The 17,914-nt window shown below is 40.8% G+C and carries 19 protein-coding genes; 6 read left to right on the plus strand and 13 right to left on the minus strand.

Annotation, left to right across the window (positions count from 1 at the left end; all coding sequences use genetic code 11):
- The first annotated feature begins 275 nt into the window (after positions 1-275).
- Positions 276-698 carry an RNA polymerase sigma factor gene (locus tag DC487_RS10490; protein ID WP_116775923.1) on the plus strand — a complete coding sequence of 141 codons (423 nt, stop codon included), beginning with the start codon at positions 276-278 and terminating at the stop codon, positions 696-698.
- 42 nt (positions 699-740) lie between these two features.
- Here the strand turns inward: DC487_RS10490 and DC487_RS10495 are convergent, their stop codons facing one another.
- The 9 genes from DC487_RS10495 to DC487_RS10535 all read right to left on the minus strand — a co-directional run bounded on the left by DC487_RS10495 (position 741) and on the right by DC487_RS10535 (position 10,713).
- Entirely contained in the window at positions 741-1,394 is a 654-nt protein-coding gene (locus DC487_RS10495) for a response regulator (RefSeq protein WP_116775924.1), read from the minus strand.
- Positions 1,395-1,490: 96 nt separating this feature from the next.
- Positions 1,491-1,862 carry a response regulator gene (locus DC487_RS10500; RefSeq protein ID WP_116775925.1) on the minus strand — a complete coding sequence of 124 codons (372 nt, stop codon included), beginning with the start codon at positions 1,860-1,862 and terminating at the stop codon, positions 1,491-1,493.
- 9 nt (positions 1,863-1,871) lie between these two features.
- Entirely contained in the window at positions 1,872-2,471 is a 600-nt protein-coding gene (locus tag DC487_RS10505) for a chemotaxis protein CheB (protein ID WP_239016361.1), read from the minus strand.
- Between the two features lie 3 nt (positions 2,472-2,474).
- The gene (locus tag DC487_RS10510) at positions 2,475-3,296 is read right to left on the minus strand and encodes a CheR family methyltransferase (protein WP_116775926.1); all 822 of its coding nucleotides are present in this window, start codon (positions 3,294-3,296) and stop codon (positions 2,475-2,477) included.
- Positions 3,297-3,299: 3 nt separating this feature from the next.
- On the minus strand, positions 3,300-3,671 hold the full coding sequence (locus DC487_RS10515) for a response regulator (protein ID WP_116775927.1): 372 nt from the start codon (positions 3,669-3,671) through the stop codon (positions 3,300-3,302).
- Between the two features lie 20 nt (positions 3,672-3,691).
- The gene (locus DC487_RS10520; protein WP_116775928.1) at positions 3,692-7,288 is read right to left on the minus strand and encodes a response regulator; all 3,597 of its coding nucleotides are present in this window, start codon (positions 7,286-7,288) and stop codon (positions 3,692-3,694) included.
- Between the two features lie 4 nt (positions 7,289-7,292).
- Complete coding sequence (locus DC487_RS10525; RefSeq protein ID WP_116775929.1) at positions 7,293-8,762, minus strand: ATP-binding response regulator; 1,470 nt, start codon at positions 8,760-8,762, stop codon at positions 7,293-7,295.
- A 271-nt stretch (positions 8,763-9,033) separates the two neighbouring features.
- The gene (locus DC487_RS10530; RefSeq protein ID WP_116775930.1) at positions 9,034-9,474 is read right to left on the minus strand and encodes a hypothetical protein; all 441 of its coding nucleotides are present in this window, start codon (positions 9,472-9,474) and stop codon (positions 9,034-9,036) included.
- A gap of 99 nt (positions 9,475-9,573) precedes the next feature.
- Positions 9,574-10,713, minus strand: a complete 1,140-nt coding sequence (locus DC487_RS10535) for a porin (RefSeq protein WP_239016362.1) — start codon at positions 10,711-10,713, stop codon at positions 9,574-9,576.
- 284 nt (positions 10,714-10,997) lie between these two features.
- Between DC487_RS10535 and DC487_RS10540 the strand changes: the two genes are divergently transcribed.
- From DC487_RS10540 to DC487_RS10560, 5 genes are all read left to right on the plus strand, one after another.
- A complete protein-coding gene (locus DC487_RS10540; RefSeq protein WP_116775932.1) occupies positions 10,998-11,480 on the plus strand; it encodes a DUF6438 domain-containing protein in 483 nt (160 codons plus the stop codon).
- 216 nt (positions 11,481-11,696) lie between these two features.
- A complete protein-coding gene (locus tag DC487_RS10545) occupies positions 11,697-12,752 on the plus strand; it encodes a linear amide C-N hydrolase (RefSeq protein WP_116775933.1) in 1,056 nt (351 codons plus the stop codon).
- 175 nt (positions 12,753-12,927) lie between these two features.
- Complete coding sequence (locus DC487_RS10550; RefSeq protein WP_116775934.1) at positions 12,928-13,158, plus strand: hypothetical protein; 231 nt, start codon at positions 12,928-12,930, stop codon at positions 13,156-13,158.
- Positions 13,159-13,385: 227 nt separating this feature from the next.
- The gene (locus DC487_RS10555) at positions 13,386-14,096 is read left to right on the plus strand and encodes a YetF domain-containing protein (RefSeq protein ID WP_116775935.1); all 711 of its coding nucleotides are present in this window, start codon (positions 13,386-13,388) and stop codon (positions 14,094-14,096) included.
- 204 nt (positions 14,097-14,300) lie between these two features.
- Positions 14,301-14,891, plus strand: coding sequence for a hypothetical protein (locus DC487_RS10560; protein ID WP_116775936.1), 591 nt, complete (start codon positions 14,301-14,303; stop codon positions 14,889-14,891).
- A 149-nt stretch (positions 14,892-15,040) separates the two neighbouring features.
- On the opposite strand, the gene DC487_RS10565 is transcribed toward DC487_RS10560, so the two are convergent.
- From DC487_RS10565 to DC487_RS10580, 4 genes are read right to left on the minus strand one after another with little or no spacing between them, the layout of a single operon-like run.
- A complete protein-coding gene (locus tag DC487_RS10565) occupies positions 15,041-15,337 on the minus strand; it encodes a YgaP family membrane protein (RefSeq protein ID WP_116775937.1) in 297 nt (98 codons plus the stop codon).
- Between the two features lie 57 nt (positions 15,338-15,394).
- The gene (gene ispE / locus DC487_RS10570; RefSeq protein WP_116775938.1) at positions 15,395-16,192 is read right to left on the minus strand and encodes a 4-(cytidine 5'-diphospho)-2-C-methyl-D-erythritol kinase; all 798 of its coding nucleotides are present in this window, start codon (positions 16,190-16,192) and stop codon (positions 15,395-15,397) included.
- 24 nt (positions 16,193-16,216) lie between these two features.
- On the minus strand, positions 16,217-17,407 hold the full coding sequence (locus DC487_RS10575; RefSeq protein WP_116775939.1) for an NADH-quinone oxidoreductase subunit D: 1,191 nt from the start codon (positions 17,405-17,407) through the stop codon (positions 16,217-16,219).
- 2 nt (positions 17,408-17,409) lie between these two features.
- A complete protein-coding gene (locus DC487_RS10580) occupies positions 17,410-17,913 on the minus strand; it encodes an NADH-quinone oxidoreductase subunit C (protein ID WP_116775940.1) in 504 nt (167 codons plus the stop codon).
- Position 17,914 lies beyond the last annotated feature (1 nt).

The raw sequence follows: 17,914 nt of genomic DNA on the forward strand, positions 1-17,914 counted from the left end.
CGATTTATACGTATTGCACGGGTCAAACCACGTGTTTTTCGCACAAACCCTTAAGGGTCATCAAGCAATATTTAAACCCAATTGATATTATATAAAATATTGATTTAAAGTATTTTACGTAAATAAATATAAAACATTACCACATGTAACACGTATTTTGCACATACTTTTATTTGATCCGCAAAGACTAGCATAACTTATCGGTAGCATGGTATTTGTAATCAAAAAGAGAGTACGATTGATATAAATCATTTCACATTTTAATAAAGGTTCACATGAAGATGCCATTGTCCACCACAGTAATTAAAATGAATACTTTACAGACTACAATCAAAAGAGCTTTTGACAGCAGTTTCGTTTTTTTTTCACGTTATTTATTAAAGGCAGTGCCATTTCCAACGGACGGTATGCCCATCGAACCTTTAGGACAATTTATGTCTCATAAACAGATACCATTGCCCAATCATTCTGAACCAGAACCACAAAGACCGACAAGTGACAGCGATCGTTTACTTTCCTTTGAGGCAGGATTGAATGCTATAGACGCAGATTTGTATACACCATTCATGATGCATATAGAAGGTTATAAAAACTGTGAAATTGCGGAGTACTTGGGCTTGACTGAAAACCAAGTTACCTTAACAATCAACAAAGTGCGCACGTTTTTACAGACACATGACTATTCAATTGATAATTAAGTCAATAAGTACTTAAGAATTCGAGAAAAACGGGTAATGAAGCTAATCAATCAACTGATGATTGATAGCAAACCGGATGAGTTCTACGTAATTTTTGGAAGTTGTTTTATCTAGTAGCTTCTGGCGATGACCTTCCACGGTTCGCTTGCTTATAAATAGCTTTTCCGCAATATCCTTCGTCGTAAATCCATTTACCAACAATTGCAACACATCGTATTCTCTCGATGATAAATCTAAATCACGCAAAACTTCTTCGGGTTGTGGTTTCACTTGCTTGTTGCCAAGGGATTGCAACATCCGAACACTTATTTCAGACGACAAATATTGACCGCCTTTACCTACGTGCGATAGCGCAAATAATAACTCGTCGTAATCGGCATTCTTTAGCATGTAAGCTTTAGCGCCAAGAGACATGACTTCTTTCACTTCCTGATCACTATCGATCATGCTAAGAAAAACAACTTTAATATGAGGGAAACTAGTATTCATAGCTCGCATCAATTCTGGACCGCCGATACCATTCATGTTCATATCCGTGAGCAGAATATCCACCTCAGAATTGTTATTAAGCAGTGCTAGTACTTCTTCACCACTCTCAGCCTCGGCGACGATGTTAATATCCGGTTGAGTCTCCAGAAGCAACCTTATGCCATTTCTGACGACTTTGTGGTCGTCAGCTAATATAATACGCATCATGTTATACAATAATACTAAAAATTCATCTAAAATGCGATAGCATCATCAGTAAGATATAAGTTACGTATCAAGATATTTTAGAACGAAAATGATCGATTATGTGTGCTTCTCCAACACTTGTTTGACCATCTCTTCCAGATCAAAAATATTGAATGGCTTGGATAAGTACGCCTCTGCTCCTGCCTTCTCAGCAAGAATATGCACCTCGTTATTGGCAGAGCAATAAATAACAGGAATATTTTTATACACGGGATGCTGTTTCAATAATTGGGTTGCTTTCATGCCGCCAATTTCTGGGATCCAGTTATCCATCAAGATCGCGTCTGGTTTGGTCTCTTCTACACGTTCTATAATGTCATGCGATGTTTCGGATACGGCAACATTGTATCCTGCATCTGTCAGAATAATATTGCATACATCCAAAATATGTTTGTCGTCGTCAAAAATTAATATTGTTTTATTATGCATCTTGTTATTTTACTTATTATTTGCGGTTTTTGCAAGCTTATTGATAAATTTCGCCATCTCAGTTGGCTTAATTATACAGTCTGCAGTTACTTTAGCTATGGCCTCTCGGGGCATAAAATCCACTTCAGCGGTTTCAGGATCTTGAATGATGACCAAACCTCCAACAGATTGGATATATTTTAAACCTTGTGCACCATCATGGTTTGCACCAGATAACAGCATTGCAACCACCCGTTCTCCGAACATCTCTGCTCCAGATTGAAAAGTGACATCAATTGAAGGCCGAGAATAATGTAATTTCTCTGAATAATCCAGTGCCAATTCTGTAGGTGTCTCCAACAACACATGATAGTCGGCCGGTGCTAAATATATGGTGTTAGGTTCCAAAGACATCTTATCTTCGATCTCTAAGACCTTCAATTTAGTATGTTTTTCAAAAACGGATTCTAACTGCGAATCTGCTGCCGCCTTACGATGTACTACAATGATGATGGGAAATCCCAGATCTTCATCCAAATCTGGCAACAGATCAAAAAGCACTTTGAGACTGCCGGCAGACCCACCAATCATTAAAATACCTATATTCCTGTAATCATATTTTATCATCATTTTTTAGTGCAATTTGCGCCATATTTTGTCTGAACCAAGCTTTCTATACATATTTTCAAGACTCGAGAAACGGATACTTTCTTTAGATCCCAAGGCTAGATAGCCTAATTTCTCTAAACTATTGTCGAACAAGTTAAACACCTTATGCTGCAATTCCTTTTCAAAGTATATCAAGACATTGCGACACATAATGAGTTGAAACTCATTGAAAGATGCATCTGACACCAGATTGTGTGTGGAGAATACGACCCTTTCTTTGAGTTTATCATGGAACTTCACAACATCATAATTCGCCATGTAGTAGGACGAAAGCTCTTTCTTGCCTCCTGATATAATATAATTTTCAGAATATTGTTTCATGTGACGAATGGAAAAAACGCCATTTCTTGCTTTCTCCAATACTGTTGGGTTTAGGTCTGTGGCATAGATCAAGGAGCGATCGTACAAGTTAGCTTCTTGCAACATAATAGCCACTGAATACACTTCTTCCCCGGTAGCACATCCGGCAATCCAAATTCGAATGAACGGATAAGTCGCCAACTGTGGCAGTACATCTTCACGCAGCGTTTTATAAAAATTCGGATCACGATACATCTCGGTCACATTTACGGTGATTTCCTCCACAAATCGCTGCAGGTAATCAGGGTAGTGCATCAGTTGGTAGCGCAATTCTGCGAAGCTGTACAACTTATCCATCATGCAAATGCGGCTTACCCGCCTTTTAAGCGAAGCCTTGCTATACAGCGTGAAATCATAGCCGTATTTCTCGGCGATCTCCTCGAAGAGTAAATCGAGTTCATCATCTCGTAATATGGCGTGCTCCATGAATTATATAATCTTGGATAAGACGTGCAATAATTTATCCAAATCTACTGGCTTCGAAATATAATCATCCGCCCCTGCTGCCAAGCATTTTTCGCGATCTCCGACCATGGCTTGTGCTGTAACCGCAATAATAGGCAACGACTCAAAACCACGCGTACTGCGAATCATCCGAATCGCCTGATAACCATCTAAATCGGGCATCATCATATCCATCAATACGACGGCGATATCATCGCTACTATGAAGCAAAGCAATTCCCTCGGTAGCACTTGCGCTCGAAACCGACGTATAGCCCTTCATGCGCAATGTCAATTCAAGTGCGTAGATATTACGCGGATCATCGTCGATGATTAGAATTTTGTTTTTATTATTCATAATCTATATTGACCGCTATTTTAACCCTCGTATAACCATACTCGCAACAATGACAAGAGTTGATCGGCATCCACTGGTTTTGAGATATAATCGGATGCGCCCGCCTGTATACATTTCTCTCGATCGCCTATCATCGCTTTTGCAGTTACCGCAATTATAGGCAAGCGCGAAAATTGTGGCATTTCGCGCACGCGACGAATGCTTTCATAGCCATCCATTTCCGGCATCATCATATCCATCAATATCACGGAGATATCTGGGTTTTCCTGCATCTGTTGTAGTGCTTCTTTGCCATTCATGGCCGAATACACCTTCATCTGGTATTGTTCTAAAGATTTGGTCAATGAGAAAATATTACGCACATCGTCATCAGCAATCAATACCTTTTTGTCTCGTAGCACATCATTCAATGCACCTAAGCCATTATTTTTCGAACTTTGCTCTTGCTGATCGGAGCCCGACACCAAGTGAAGAAACAAGCCGACTTCATCCAGTATGCGTTGGTAAGAGTGTGCTGTTTTCAGTACGATAGAATCTGCATATTGCTTGATTTTGTTCTCTTCCGCATGCGACAGGTTTTTACCAGTGAAAATGATAATCGGCAGATTTTCTAATCCTTCTTTCGTTTTGATGGCTTCCAAGGTTTCGTATCCAGAGCGATCTGGCACGCCCATGTCCAATATCACACAGTTTACCTCCGACGAAGAGAGTGCATCCACACTTTCTTCTACCGAATTTTTGATTTCAGAAGCAATGTTAAAGTTGCTTAGATAGTATGCTAATGCCTGGGCATGTTTGGGATTCTCTTCGACGATCAATACCTTTTTTGGATAACGCTCCAAAGCATCTTCAATCTTCTTGAACATACCACCAATCTGTTCTGATAATAATGGTTTACGAATAAAGTCGATGGCGCCTTTTAACAAACTTTCCTTCTTCACTTCCAGTGATGACATAATGTGCACCGGGATATGCTTAGTGGCGGAATGCCCTTTGAGTTCGCTCATCACCTGCCAACCATCTTTGATCGGCAATTGAATATCTAATAATATCGCCTTCGGCTGATAAGTCTTTGCATAGTCAAGCGCTACGTCACCGCGAACTGCTACTACGCCTTTGTAATTTTGCTGACGGGTATATTGCAATAATGCTTTGGCAAAATGAATATCATCCTCCACGATCAGAATTACCTTATCGTCCGCTGTGATATGATCTCGATCGTCTTCTACATCCGCAGGGATATCTGGCAGAGCAAAGGTGTTAGCAGAATCACTTACCAACGACTCGATCTCTTTAACATCTTCGGAGATGCTGTTTAATAAGTCTTCCGTTACCGGTTTTACATCTACTACATTTCTATCGATCGGAACGATTAACGTAAACGTACTTCCTTGGTTTTCTACACTTTGCAAGCGAATTTCACCACCTAATAATCTAGCAATCTCTCGGCTGATGGATAAACCCAATCCCGTGCCCCCGAATTTACGTTGCGTCGAGCCATCTGCTTGTTGAAAGGCTTCGAAGATGAGCTGTTGCTTGTCTTCGGCGATGCCTATTCCCGTATCGCGTATTTCGAACAATACATGATGATTATCTTCAGGATCTCGTTTAATTGTAAGCGTTATACTGCCTTCGGCCGTAAATTTAATAGCATTAGAAAGCAAATTCCGAAGCACCTGATCTAGTCTTTGACGATCTATCTCTACACTATGTGGCAAATCCGAATCCAATTCAATATTAAATCGCAATGATTTTTCGGTTACAATCGGTAAGAAAAGACTCCTTAAATCGTCCACTATATCGCCTATGCGCACTGACTCATATTCCAATTCCATCTTCCCTGCTTCGATTTTTGAGAGATCGAGAATCTCATCGATCAGCGTCAGCAGACTTGTTCCAGAACTATGAATTACGCGCGCAGATTCTGCGTAATCTTCGTCGAGTTTGCCGTCCGCATTCTCACCCATCAAGCGAGACAATAACAGAATTGAATTGAGTGGTGTACGCAGTTCGTGCGACATATTTGCCAAGAACTCCGTTTTGTACTTGGTACTTAGCGCTAATTCTTCCGCTTTTTGCTGTATTTCGACGTTTCGCTCCGCGATCAGCAAATTTTTCTCTTCCAATAGTTTGGATCTTTCCTCCATCTCCTGATTTGACTGCAAGAGCTCTTCATGCTGTACGCGGAGCTCCTCTTCCGAGGCCTGTAGCTTTTGCGTCTGTGCTTCTAGCTCGACATTCAGATTTTGCATCTCGTTGTGCTGCACTTGCAGTTCTTCGGCTTGTGCTTGACTTTCTTCTAGTAAGGTCTGTACTTGTTTGCGACTTTTTGCCGAGATCAAAGCATTGGCCAATGTAAAACAAGCTTCTGCAAAGAAATCCAACTTGGTTTTACTAAAGGCATCTAATGTTCCAAATTCGATAACTCCTAAACATTTGGAATCTGATATAATAGGCATCCAGAGTACAGCGTTCAGTTTAATCGTTCCGTGAGCAAAATTCACGACATACTCTTGCTGTCCTAACTCTTCAAACAATTTGGGCTGGCGGTCTACAAATACCTGACCAACCATGCCTTCTCCTGGTTTCAGCGTTTTGGGAAGACCATCTTTCAAACCGTAAGTGCTGGTCAATACCAAATCACCATCTTCAAAAAGATAACAAGCACCATTGACCAATCCACTATAGCTGATTAAGTAGTTTAAGGCATCATTGGCTAACTCTACATTTTCTTTGTTGCCAGTAAGCACTTCGTGAAACTGCGCCATACCTTTTTGTTCCCACTCATTATTGTTGAGGATCTCAAATGATTGGCGAAGTGCGGCACTCATTTCATTAAGCGAATGCGAGAGATTACCCAGCAAGTCATCATGCTGCTCATCGATCTTCACACTATAGTTACCATGTGCAATCTGATCGGCCATTCTTTCAACGCTGGCCAACCTGCCTTGGAGCTCGCGATCCATATCGGCTAATTCCTGCTGCAATCGCTCTCGATCTTGTAGTTCTTTTTGAATACGCGTATAAAAGTAGAAAGTGATAAGCAGCGAGATTAATCCCGCGGCGATAATCAACATCGTGGTGTTATCCGAGGCAGAATAAACATTGGCTGTCCGCACCTCCAATAATTGGTTTTCGGCATCCACAATACGATCAATCACTGCACGGCAGCTATCCATAAATCGGCGACCTTCCTCTAGTTGCTCTATAGTAATCGTTTCGTTGGCTCGCTTGGTGCGTACCAAACGCTTTAGAATGCTCAAACGCGTGTCGATCAGTTTGTATAACGTGTCTGATCGCTGCATTTGCGCGTCATTGTCAGCAATTAGATCTTGTAAGTTTTTGATCGCCATCGGCAACGTGACCATACTTTGATTGTAAGGTTCTAAAAAGCGTTCATCGCCGGTGAGGATATAGCCACGCTGTCCAGTTTCCGCATCTTGCAAATCAGTCCACACCTTATTAGAAGCATTAATAACCTGATAGGTGTGCTCAACACTCGCCTTATTATCAATTAGATTCGAAATACTGACATAGGAAGCGATGGAACTGGTAACCAATATAATAAAGGAGACTCCAAAACCTATCTGCAAATTTCGGATAATCTTTTTAGGCATAATATTAATTTGATGGTAAGGTAAAATAAAATGTTGAGCCCTCTCCGACCGTACTATGCAAGCCGTAGGTACCCTGATGCTGATTGATAATCTCTGCGCAGATGTACAGCCCGATTCCTAAACCTTGAAAACGTTCAGAAGACTCCTCTACACGATAAAATTTATCAAAGATATTTTTATGCTTATGTTCTGGAATACCTATTCCAAAATCGGTAACGCTGACTTTAATTTCATCTTTTGACTGCTCCGTTTTGATCACTACACGCGCAGAATTGGGTGAATATTTGATCGCATTTGTTAGGTAATTGGTCAATACTTGTTCTACCCGAATTTCATCTCCGATCAATTCCTTACTTATTGGTTCACCAATACGCTCGACAGTTAGCTCACCTGTTCCAAAAGTTTGATACATCGTATCAATCACGTTACCAATCATAGGCTCTAAAAGAAAAGGCACTTTGTTGATCTTTAGACGACCATTTTCCATCTTCGATATATCCAATAGGTCTACGATCAAACCGTTTAATTTGTTGAGCTGTGTATGTACTCGCTGGATGTAATTATGTGCATTTTTTTGCTCTTGAGGTTCCAGTATCCTCTCCAAAAGCTGTACATAAGCCTTGATACTAGTTAACGGTGTCTTAAGTTCATGACTCGCAATACTTAAAAATTCGTCTTTCTTTCTCTCAATATGTTTTCGATCGTCGATATCGGTAAAGGTGCCTACCCATTTCACGACAGAATCGCTTTCTTTGATGGGAATGATGCGTAATAGATGAAAACGATAAGTATTAGATCCTAATTCACGAATACGTATCTCACTTTCAAAGGGAGAACCACTAAGTAAATGTGGCTGCCAAGCATCTAACAAATAAGGATCTTCGGGATGTGTTTCGGGGAATAATTTTGACGTGACCGAATAATTGAACCACTTATTATTAACAAACTCTACTTCTCCAGCAGCATCGGCCATAAAAGCAATTTGGGGCAACGATTCTAGTATAGAGCGCAGATGATCCACGCGCTCTTTTAACATATACTGTGTTCTTTTACGTTCCTCTATCTCCAAACGCAACGCTTTCTCCGTACGATTTAGCGCCAACGTCTGCTCATACAAACGATAAAACGTCTTCACCTTTAAGATCAAAATATCTGGATCTACGGGTTTAGTGACATAATCTATACCACCCGAAGCATACCCTTGGGTTATGAATTTTTTGTCGGTATTTACGGCTGACAGGAAGATTATAGGAATTTCTTTAGTTTTATTAAAGCCGGCAAGCGATTCAGCCACTTCAAAACCATCCATTCCCGGCATTTGAACATCTAAGATGATTAATGCGTAATCCGTTTTCAATACCTTCTTTAAGGCTTCCTCACCCGAAGTGGCAGAATCTACTTCAAAACCCTTGCTAGTAAGTAATCGCTCCAGCGAATATATATTTTCTATGGTATCGTCAACAATCAGAATCATGTAAGTCTTCTAACACAAGTTTTTACACTAACAGGCTATTAATGCTTTCTCGAATTTTTCTAAAATAGCATTTTTTTGCGATTAGGTAGCTGCATAGTGAAGTCAGCAAAAATCGCTCCATTTTGGCATTAGGATTTCATTTGATGGGAAAATATTTTTACAACATACCTACCATTTCATCTAAGTCCCAATTTGACACGAGGCTACAAAAAAAACAGGCATGAACAATAGTATTGTTCTTGCCTGTTCTTCAGATATTTGCACACGTCTATTATTGTGTTATCGGATTATCTTCGCCATCGGCGTCATCCTTTTTCGGATATCCTTCGGCATCTAAATCGTTCGAAAAATCTTCTGGCTGTGCGCTAAGCGCCTCATCCATTGGATCGACTTGTAGATCTTCATTGCCTACAACTCGATCCAACTCTTCTAATCGTCCATCTAACTTACTTTCCTTTTCCTGATACTCACCTTGCGCATAAGGATTGGCTTCATCGTAAAGTGCACCATCTTCTTGCCCTTCGGGTGCAGCCGTATCATACGGTAAAGGGTGATCGTACTCGCTATCGCCTGACTCGGTATCCAGCTCAAAACTATCTTGCTCTTCGTTGTACTTTAGGGTTTCTCCAGTAGCTTCCGCCTCGTCGCGGATTTCTTCATTATCAAATGGCAGCTGTTCTGCGTCGTTTTGTTTGTTATTTTCTTCTGACATGGTATGTCCTCCTCTATAGATAGTAAAATAAATTGTTTCTCTATTTGAAATAACAAAGGAGCGCCGATACCGTTTGCCAGAACTGAAAATTTCGCATTTCTAAAAATTCAATTGCGCTTGTAGCCGAAGCAGATTTCCGGTCTGCAAGTTATCAGGAAGTTGCTGATCTTCGTAGCGGCGCGACGACATCGTGTACATCGCGACTAATTCGAAATATTTGGAAGGTTGCCATTCTACGCCTAATTCCAATTCTTTTACATCATAACTACGTGCATCCTGCTCGTGTTTTTTTCCTCCCTTATACTGTTGCAAACGCGTGAATGGAATCAATATTTGATTTTTAAGACGCGTCATATACGATAATGTCACGTAACCGCCAGATAGCGATTTAGTATCAATGGCTTGCTGTAAGCCATCATATTCTGGTCCACGACCAATGTTGTACTCGGCTTGAATACCGAAAGGTTGTGGGTATAATACAAACGAAGCGGCCACACGCTGATCCAAGTAATCTCGATCCGCATCTACACTTACGCCTTCGCTAATACGATCTTGCGATATAATGTACCGACCCGTGTAACCTTGCAAACCTGCTTCGACAATCTGATCGCCGACCTCAAATGGATAACTAAATCTGGAAACTACGTGCATGCCCTTATTGCCTTCCGGATTATTGGCTGTTTGCCCATTATAAACGCCGAAAGCAAATACACCATAATCTCCAGAACCTTTCAGTCCTCGGGCTATCAAATCAGCGAATAGTTTTCTCTTTTCTTGGGGTGCCCAATAAAAGAATACTCCCAAATCCCGTTCGTTGCGCAATGCGCTATTCGTACCATCTGCCCGATCTAACGGCAATCTATTCTGACTGGATTGCATGTTCTCAAAACCAAATGGCACCTTACTCTGTCCAATACGCAATCTGAATTCATTTTTACTATCCAATCCCAGATCAAAATAGGCATCTCGAAGCTGCCCAAAGTGCAAACCACCTTGCGCTGAACTAGCAAAATCTGGCTGCAAGTAAAAATAGATTCGATCGTTGAGTTGGCCTGAAAAAATCAATCGCACGCGACGAAGCATAAAGCCACCGCCTTCTCCCCAACTTGCGTCACATTGTTCACAGCCCAAGTTGGGATTGGTCTCCAACAAACGGTTATAGCGCGCTTGTACATAACCACGCATATTGATTGACTGATACCAAGGTTTTTCTTGCGCCATCACGCTTGAAGCAGCCATAAACAGCACAAAAGAGATAATTCGAAATAGAGACATTTAAACTAAAGATCAATTTAATGTTAAAAGATGTATCGAAAATAATTACTTAATAATACCCTAACATCAAGCATTATGTTAATTAACGATATCATAATATTTATTTTATTATTATATAATAACAACTTAACATTTTGTTAATACTAGGTGATGACTTGGATATTTACTAGTTAACAAAAAACGAAATCGTGTCGTACTTAAGCAGCTTTGGCAACGTTTTTGGAATTACTTTAGCAAACACATCAACTATGAGATATTCGGTATACCTATTTTTTGTCGCTGCCTTTCTATTTTGCGCATGTAGTTCACAACGTGCCGGCAGAATCGACAACGCAAATCAAATCAGTATGATTACGATTTCTAGAACTCCATGCTTTGGCACCTGCCCGGTCTATACGATGCAGATCGATAAAAATTGCGTAGTGACTTTGGATGCAGTGGATCATCTGCCTAACAAAATGAAGGGCTGGTATAAAGCTAATCTTCCAGAAAAAGAATGGATGGTTTTAGTAAATAAGTTGGAGAAAATGAATTTTAAAGATATGCAAGATAATTACGGTCGCCAAATCACTGATTTGCCTTCGGTAAATACAGCGATCACTTTTGCAGATGGCAATGCCAAAAAGATAAACGATTATGGCGCGCGCGGTACGCAGGAGTTAAGTGAATTATACACTTACATCGACGCACTCTTAGGTTCACTGGACTGGGAGTCCACAGATCAAAAATAAATAATATCTTTTTCCAACAAATTATTAGGCATCACTCGGAAGAGATGATGCCTTTTTCTTTGCTTATTATTCACGCAGGCACAACGTTTCAACCTGTAAATTTATCTTAGGTTGTTAAAAATTTACGTAATTGCACTAACATATTTTCTATTTTTAGAAAAAACACTATAAAATAGTACTGATAATCAAATAAAAACAAAATCAATTAGATACCGTATGAAACTACTAAAAAGCATGTTGATGACGTTAGCAACCTCTTCTCTGATAGTGCAAGCGATACCTTGTACCCGAGTAGTGTATAAAGGTCCGAATGAGACCATTATTACGGCGAGAAGTATGGATTGGCGTGATGAAATTCCCGCTAACTTGTGGGTTTTCCCAAGAGGAATAAAACGCAGTGGCGAAGTTGGACCAACGTCCATCCAATGGACATCAAAATATGGAAGTGTTGTGGCTAGTGCTTGGGATATAGCCACTGCTGACGGCATGAACGAAAAAGGCTTAGTAGCTAATGTTTTGTGGTTAGCGGAGTCAAAATATCCAGCTTTCGAACCAAAATCGGGCGAAAAGGGACTTACTATCGCAGCTTGGGCACAATACGTGTTAGATAATTTTGCTACAGTAAATGAAGCCGTTGCAGTATTGCAGCAAGAGAAATTCGTCGTGGTAAGCGATGTGATACCAGGTACAGATAAATTTACTACGTTGCATTTATCCATATCCGATAAAACAGGTGACAATGCCATCTTCGAATATATCGACGGCAAATTAATGATACATCATGACCCAAGTTATACGGTAATGACGAACTCTCCCGTCTTTGATCAGCAACTTGCTTTGAATGCTTACTGGCAAGGCATACCGGGCACGATCATGTTGCCGGGAACCAATCGTGCGGCAGATCGATATGTACGCGCATCCTATTATATCAATGCGATCCCACAAACGGATAATACCAGAAACTCACTAGCGAGTGTATTTAGTGTGATTCGCAATTGTTCCGTACCTTATGGCATTTCTTCTCCATCTGAGCCGAATATTTCCTCCACCCGATGGAGATCTGTTTCTGACCACAAAAATCTCACCTACTATTTTGAGACGGTCAACGCTCCGAGCGCATTCTGGATTGATCTAAAAACGCTAGATTTTAGCAAGCAGGGAAAAGTGCTCAAGCTAGCAGTCGATGGCAATTTTAATCTTGCAGGACTAAGCAATGAACAGCTGGTACCGAAAGAACCATTCCGATTTATGGGATTGAATCAAAACAATTAGCTCAAAGCTCCATATTTGCTTACTTACTTGTCAAATAAGAACTTAAATCAGCCTACTCCGTACTATATACAATCTTAAAGAAGATATACCCGTTTTGTAATTACAAGAAACGTTCTTTTACTCACACTGTTATACTCATATAAATAGATCGAAAATCCACTTTAAAAAGAACATTATGGCTATTGAAACAGGAAACGAAGGACAAGTAACAAAGCAAATTGAGCAGGCAACTTCGAAGGTGCCATCTACGTCATTTTTAATTGCGGCTGTAGCAGCTATGGGCGTATCACTTACTTTAAAATGCTTATGCAAAGATAAAAATGCATTATTCGTAGGACAGTGGGCTGCCCCATTTCTATTGTTAGGCGTTTACAATAAGATTGTAAAAACAGAAGGACACGATTAATTTATCCTCAACGCTTTTAGCGCTCAAAAAAACATGTATTGCATAATTATGCCTCCTCACTAGGAGGCATAATTAGTTTAAAGCCTTTCGAGTGCGTGGTTAGAATTGACAATTATTGAATTAGTCCGGCAATAAACTTAGCAAAGAGAGCAAATGCTTTCATACAACTAAGCAACAAACCATAATAGCTATATACAGGTTATACTACATATACATCACCTTAGCACATGTCCAAATTTCTTACACTACTGAACCACGAAACATTTTTCAGCGATGTTTTCCTGCATAATCTGGATTTCAGTTACGCTATCGAGATCATCTTCCGCACCACTGTCATGTTTTCCATTATTCTGATATTCTTGCGATTGACGGGAAAGAAAGGTATTCGCCAGCTAAGCATATTTGAAGTGGCGATCATCATTGCGCTGGGCTCAGCAGCAGGAGATCCGATGATTGATCAGGAGATGGCCATCATTCCTTCTCTGATTGCCTTTATCTCCACACTGATACTGTACCGTAGCATTACCTACTTTGCAGCCAAATACAGCAAAGTGGAAAGCATTATCGAAGGTCAGCCTATTTATGTGATTGAAGATGGTAAATTCAGTTTAAATGTAAAAGAGGCACAAACATTGGGCAAAGATGAGTTTTTTGCAGAGATGAGAGAATCGAACATATCTCATGTGGGTCAAGTGAAGACTGCCATTTTAGAAACGAACGGCAAATTGAGTATCTTTTATTTTGAAAATGATCAAGTCAAATATGGGCTTCCGATATTGCCAAAAGAATATAATAAGAAATCAGTAGAGATAACGGCACCAGGTCACTATGCTTGTACCACCTGTGGTGAAATAGCAGAATTGCATCAACGCGCAACCTGCCCGCGATGCGAAAGTAAAGAGTGGGTAGCTGCATCCAAGGATTGCCGAGTAACATAATAATTGGATACGGACTATCACCTGCTATTGCCAAGTAATTGCTACACTTAGGGCTGGAATAAATACATAATAGCATCTTTCGTACCTGATTGCATACCGTTATTATACCCGAAAAATAGCTTTCATAAACATCAGGGAATGCAAATTGTAATATCTAACGTGGAGCACCTATAAATAAATCACTATTCAACGAAAGGAAAAATTATGATACCAGAGCACAAAAAAGGTAAAAGGGTCGATTGTTCATCATCTGCCGAATTTTCTACTACAGAAGAAGCAAAGGAATTTTTCTTAGTAGCCAAAGAACGTCTTTTAGGTATAAACGACTGGAATGAAGTAGCCGTATTACCGTCGTCCGTATTTCAATTGGCAGACAGTAAAGGCGCACACTTGGAGCGAGAAGCACAAGAAGGTGATTTAGTTAAGATTGATATATTAGGGCCAGGATTACCCAGCAGCGACGGCTACGACTGGGTTCGCATTGAGCAAATTTTGGAAGAAATCATTGCAAAAAGTCAAAAAGTTTCCATCACGCTCAGACCAACCACCGACCCGACGCAGCCGAATGAGGGTATTGCACATTTCTTCAAAAATATCGCCACCTCTACCATTGTATTGGAACAGCAGGATAAAGAAGTTTCCGCTCAATATGCTGGCAGAAACGAATTGATCAACGATGAAAATGAGGGAATAGCAGATACGATTCGAAATGCCTTGATCGGATTGGGCGTAAAATTGGGCGGCTCTTATCCGCAATGGAAAGCTCTAGTGGCAGGACTAGTACAAAAGGATTAAAATAGCAAAGCCGTTAGTAGAGACGTTGGTGATGTCTACTAATGGCTTTGCTATGTCACATTTTTTTGCGCTAATATCCAAATAGTAAAAATCCCATCGACACCATTGGGTGGATAGGATTATTAACATAAGGGTTTATAAAATATCGATTATTTCACAAAATAACGGTGCTCGATGACCGTCGTATCCGGTTTTTCTTCTTCCTTATTAAATGCACTCGTAAGACGACACTTCCCGGTTACACCGCGGTAAACTAAAGAACCGCCCAATGCAATACCAGAGAAAGAAGTCAAAGGACTACGGAACAAGTTTTTGACACCGACACCTAAAATAAATCCGCCAGCTATAACAGATAATATACGCTCTGACCCACCCACATTAGCATCGGTACATTCTGCGTCCAATTTATCTTTCAACGTTTCCAATGTTTTATTTAAAATACTCATAGCTTTTCAATTTAACTCATGATATAAACATCCTAGAGAGTAAAAAGTTTGAATTTTTTAGCCTAAAAAAACGGTTCCAAAAGATTGCAATTTGTGGATGTCTGGTACCGAATCAAATAGGCCAAATACGGCCGAACCAGATCCTGACATGGAAGCATATATAGCACCCGAATCGTAGAGAGCAGACTTTAAATTTTGTATTTCTGGATGGTGACGAAATAATCCGTCTTCAAAATCATTTTTAATATGATATTTCCATTCCTGCACCGGCAGTTGGATCGCTTCTCGTAGATCTACCTGCGCCGTACGAATGGATACATTTTGGTACGCTGCGGCGGTGGAGATATGGATCTGAGGCTTTACAAGGACGATATGATAGGCAGAAAGATCGAGCGCTATCTCCTCAAAAGTAGTTCCGATCCCAGTAGCATACACAGGTTTATTGCGAATGAAAAATGGACAATCTGCGCCCAATTGACGCGCATAAGATTCTAATTGCTGATGCGTAAGATCTAATGTGTACTGCTCATTCAGCATCATTAAAACCCGGCTCGCGTCGGCTGAGCCGCCACCCAAACCCGCGCCAACAGGAATGCCCTTCAACAGATGAATCTGCACGGGTGGTAAATTGTAATCTGCCGCAATTAAACGATATGCTTTGGTACATAGATTATCTTCGTCCACCGGAAAAGCATAGTTATAAACTTGCATAGATAGCGCTTCGGAAGGCAATATTTCGATCCCGTCATAAATTTTGATCGGATAGAAAATCGATTCCAACTCATGGTAGCCATCCGGTCTTTTGCTCGTGATATGCAAGCCGATGTTTATTTTTGCATTAGCAAACTGTAGCATAATTACTGCTTAGATATTGAATAATTAACGATCTACTTCTCCCAGTACGATATCGATCGACCCCAAAATGGCGATCAAATCGGCAATCAGAACGTCCTTGCCTAAAGCAGGCAACACGGAAAGGTTATTGAAACTTGGGCCACGAGCCTTCACTCGTCTTGGGATATCGCTGCGCTCTTGGGTTACGAAATAAAAACCAAGCTCCCCTTTCGGATTTTCGGCACGCACATAATAATCTTGCGCTTTTAGATTGACTTTCTTCGGGACGAGCGCTCGCGGATCGAACTCTGGTGTCCGTTTGAAATCGGAGCTTAGTCGCGCAAGACATTGTTCTATAATACGGACGGATTCTCGCACCTCATCTACACGCACCTTGTACCGATCCCAGCAATCACCTTTTTGTCCCATTTTCCCTTCTCCTACCGGAATGTCAAATTCCAATTCAGGATACACCGAATAACCATCTACTCTGCGCAAATCCCACTTGATACCAGAACCGCGCAACATAGGGCCACTACAACCGTAATTGATCGCTACATCAGCAGGCAATACGCCAATATTAGCCGTTCTTGCAATGAAGATTTGATTATTGGTCAGGATTTCATCCAATTCATCCAATTTGGGTTTGAAATAGTCGAGGAATTCGCGACAGCGCGCTTCAAAACCGACGGGCAAATCATAAAACAGACCACCGACCCAGATATAATTGTAGAGCATGCGCGAACCAGATGCCCATTCCAACATGGCCATAATATGTTCGCGATCACGAAAACACCACATAAATGGCGTAAATGCACCAATATCTATTCCATACGTACCGATTGCAATAAGATGGGAAGCGATCCGATTCAGCTCGCAAACCAATACACGGATATATTCCACGCGTTTCGGTATGGATTGTTCCATGCCGAGCATACGCTCTACTCCCATCACAAATGCATGGCTATTATTCATAGATGATAAATAATCCAATCGGTCTGTAAATGGAATACTTTTTCCAAAATTCATGGATTCGGCGTGCTTATCAAAGCAGCGGTGCAGATAACCAAGATGCGGTATAACTTCTTTGACAATCTCTCCATCCGTAATCAACTCCAAACGCAAAACTCCGTGCGTAGACGGGTGTTGTGGTCCCATATTGATCACCATTTCCTGCGATTGAATAGAGTTTATCTTTTCTTGATAACGTGCTAAAGCTTCGTTGTATCGACTCATGGTTAATCTTTTACCGGTATACCGTGATAGATTTCTGGATCTTGATAATCTTTTCGAAGGGGAAATCCTTCCCAATCATCGGGCATCAGAATGCGACGCAGATCGGGATGATCGGTAAAAAAAATCCCCATTAGATCGTACGCTTCGCGCTCATGCCATTCTGCCGTGCGCCATACGGAGGATACCGACGGCAATTCTGGAAGCAGGTTCGTAGCACGATCGTGCTCCAAGCGTACTTTCAATGTAATCTGCCTTTGATGCGGAATAGATGCTAATTGGTACACTACCTCAAAATACGATTCTGGAAAATAATCTACGGCAGCAATATCAGACAAGAAATCAATATAGAACGCTGGATCATTGCGTAAAAACAAGCATACCGCCAATAAATGATCTGAATGAATGTATAAAGCAGGCTGTAGACCGGCTAATTGTACGTCTTGTACAGCGTCTGCATGGACTTGCTCCAATAATACAGTGCGTAAATGCGCTATTTGTTCGCTCATC

It is taken from the genome of Sphingobacterium corticibacter (assembly GCF_003076635.1).
Taxonomy (GTDB): domain Bacteria; phylum Bacteroidota; class Bacteroidia; order Sphingobacteriales; family Sphingobacteriaceae; genus Sphingobacterium; species Sphingobacterium corticibacter.

Bases quoted from the DNA above. Each gene is read 5' to 3' on its own strand.
- DC487_RS10560 (WP_116775936.1), top strand. From the start codon at position 14,301: ATGATACCAGAGCACAAAAAAGGTAAAAGGGTCGATTGTTCATCATCT.
- DC487_RS10515 (WP_116775927.1), bottom strand. From the start codon at position 3,671: ATGAATAATAAAAACAAAATTCTAATCATCGACGATGATCCGCGTAAT.
- DC487_RS10545 (WP_116775933.1), top strand. From the start codon at position 11,697: ATGAAACTACTAAAAAGCATGTTGATGACGTTAGCAACCTCTTCTCTG.
- DC487_RS10550 (WP_116775934.1), top strand. From the start codon at position 12,928: ATGGCTATTGAAACAGGAAACGAAGGACAAGTAACAAAGCAAATTGAG.
- DC487_RS10530 (WP_116775930.1), bottom strand. From the start codon at position 9,474: ATGTCAGAAGAAAATAACAAACAAAACGACGCAGAACAGCTGCCATTT.
- DC487_RS10505 (WP_239016361.1), bottom strand. From the start codon at position 2,471: ATGATGATAAAATATGATTACAGGAATATAGGTATTTTAATGATTGGT.
- DC487_RS10520 (WP_116775928.1), bottom strand. From the start codon at position 7,288: ATGCCTAAAAAGATTATCCGAAATTTGCAGATAGGTTTTGGAGTCTCC.
- DC487_RS10510 (WP_116775926.1), bottom strand. From the start codon at position 3,296: ATGGAGCACGCCATATTACGAGATGATGAACTCGATTTACTCTTCGAG.
- DC487_RS10500 (WP_116775925.1), bottom strand. From the start codon at position 1,862: ATGCATAATAAAACAATATTAATTTTTGACGACGACAAACATATTTTG.
- DC487_RS10495 (WP_116775924.1), bottom strand. From the start codon at position 1,394: ATGATGCGTATTATATTAGCTGACGACCACAAAGTCGTCAGAAATGGC.
- DC487_RS10565 (WP_116775937.1), bottom strand. From the start codon at position 15,337: ATGAGTATTTTAAATAAAACATTGGAAACGTTGAAAGATAAATTGGAC.
- DC487_RS10535 (WP_239016362.1), bottom strand. From the start codon at position 10,713: ATGGCTGCTTCAAGCGTGATGGCGCAAGAAAAACCTTGGTATCAGTCA.
- DC487_RS10540 (WP_116775932.1), top strand. From the start codon at position 10,998: ATGAGATATTCGGTATACCTATTTTTTGTCGCTGCCTTTCTATTTTGC.
- DC487_RS10490 (WP_116775923.1), top strand. From the start codon at position 276: ATGAAGATGCCATTGTCCACCACAGTAATTAAAATGAATACTTTACAG.
- DC487_RS10575 (WP_116775939.1), bottom strand. From the start codon at position 17,407: ATGAGTCGATACAACGAAGCTTTAGCACGTTATCAAGAAAAGATAAAC.
- DC487_RS10525 (WP_116775929.1), bottom strand. From the start codon at position 8,762: ATGATTCTGATTGTTGACGATACCATAGAAAATATATATTCGCTGGAG.
- ispE (WP_116775938.1), bottom strand. From the start codon at position 16,192: ATGCTACAGTTTGCTAATGCAAAAATAAACATCGGCTTGCATATCACG.
- DC487_RS10580 (WP_116775940.1), bottom strand. From the start codon at position 17,913: ATGAGCGAACAAATAGCGCATTTACGCACTGTATTATTGGAGCAAGTC.
- DC487_RS10555 (WP_116775935.1), top strand. From the start codon at position 13,386: ATGTCCAAATTTCTTACACTACTGAACCACGAAACATTTTTCAGCGAT.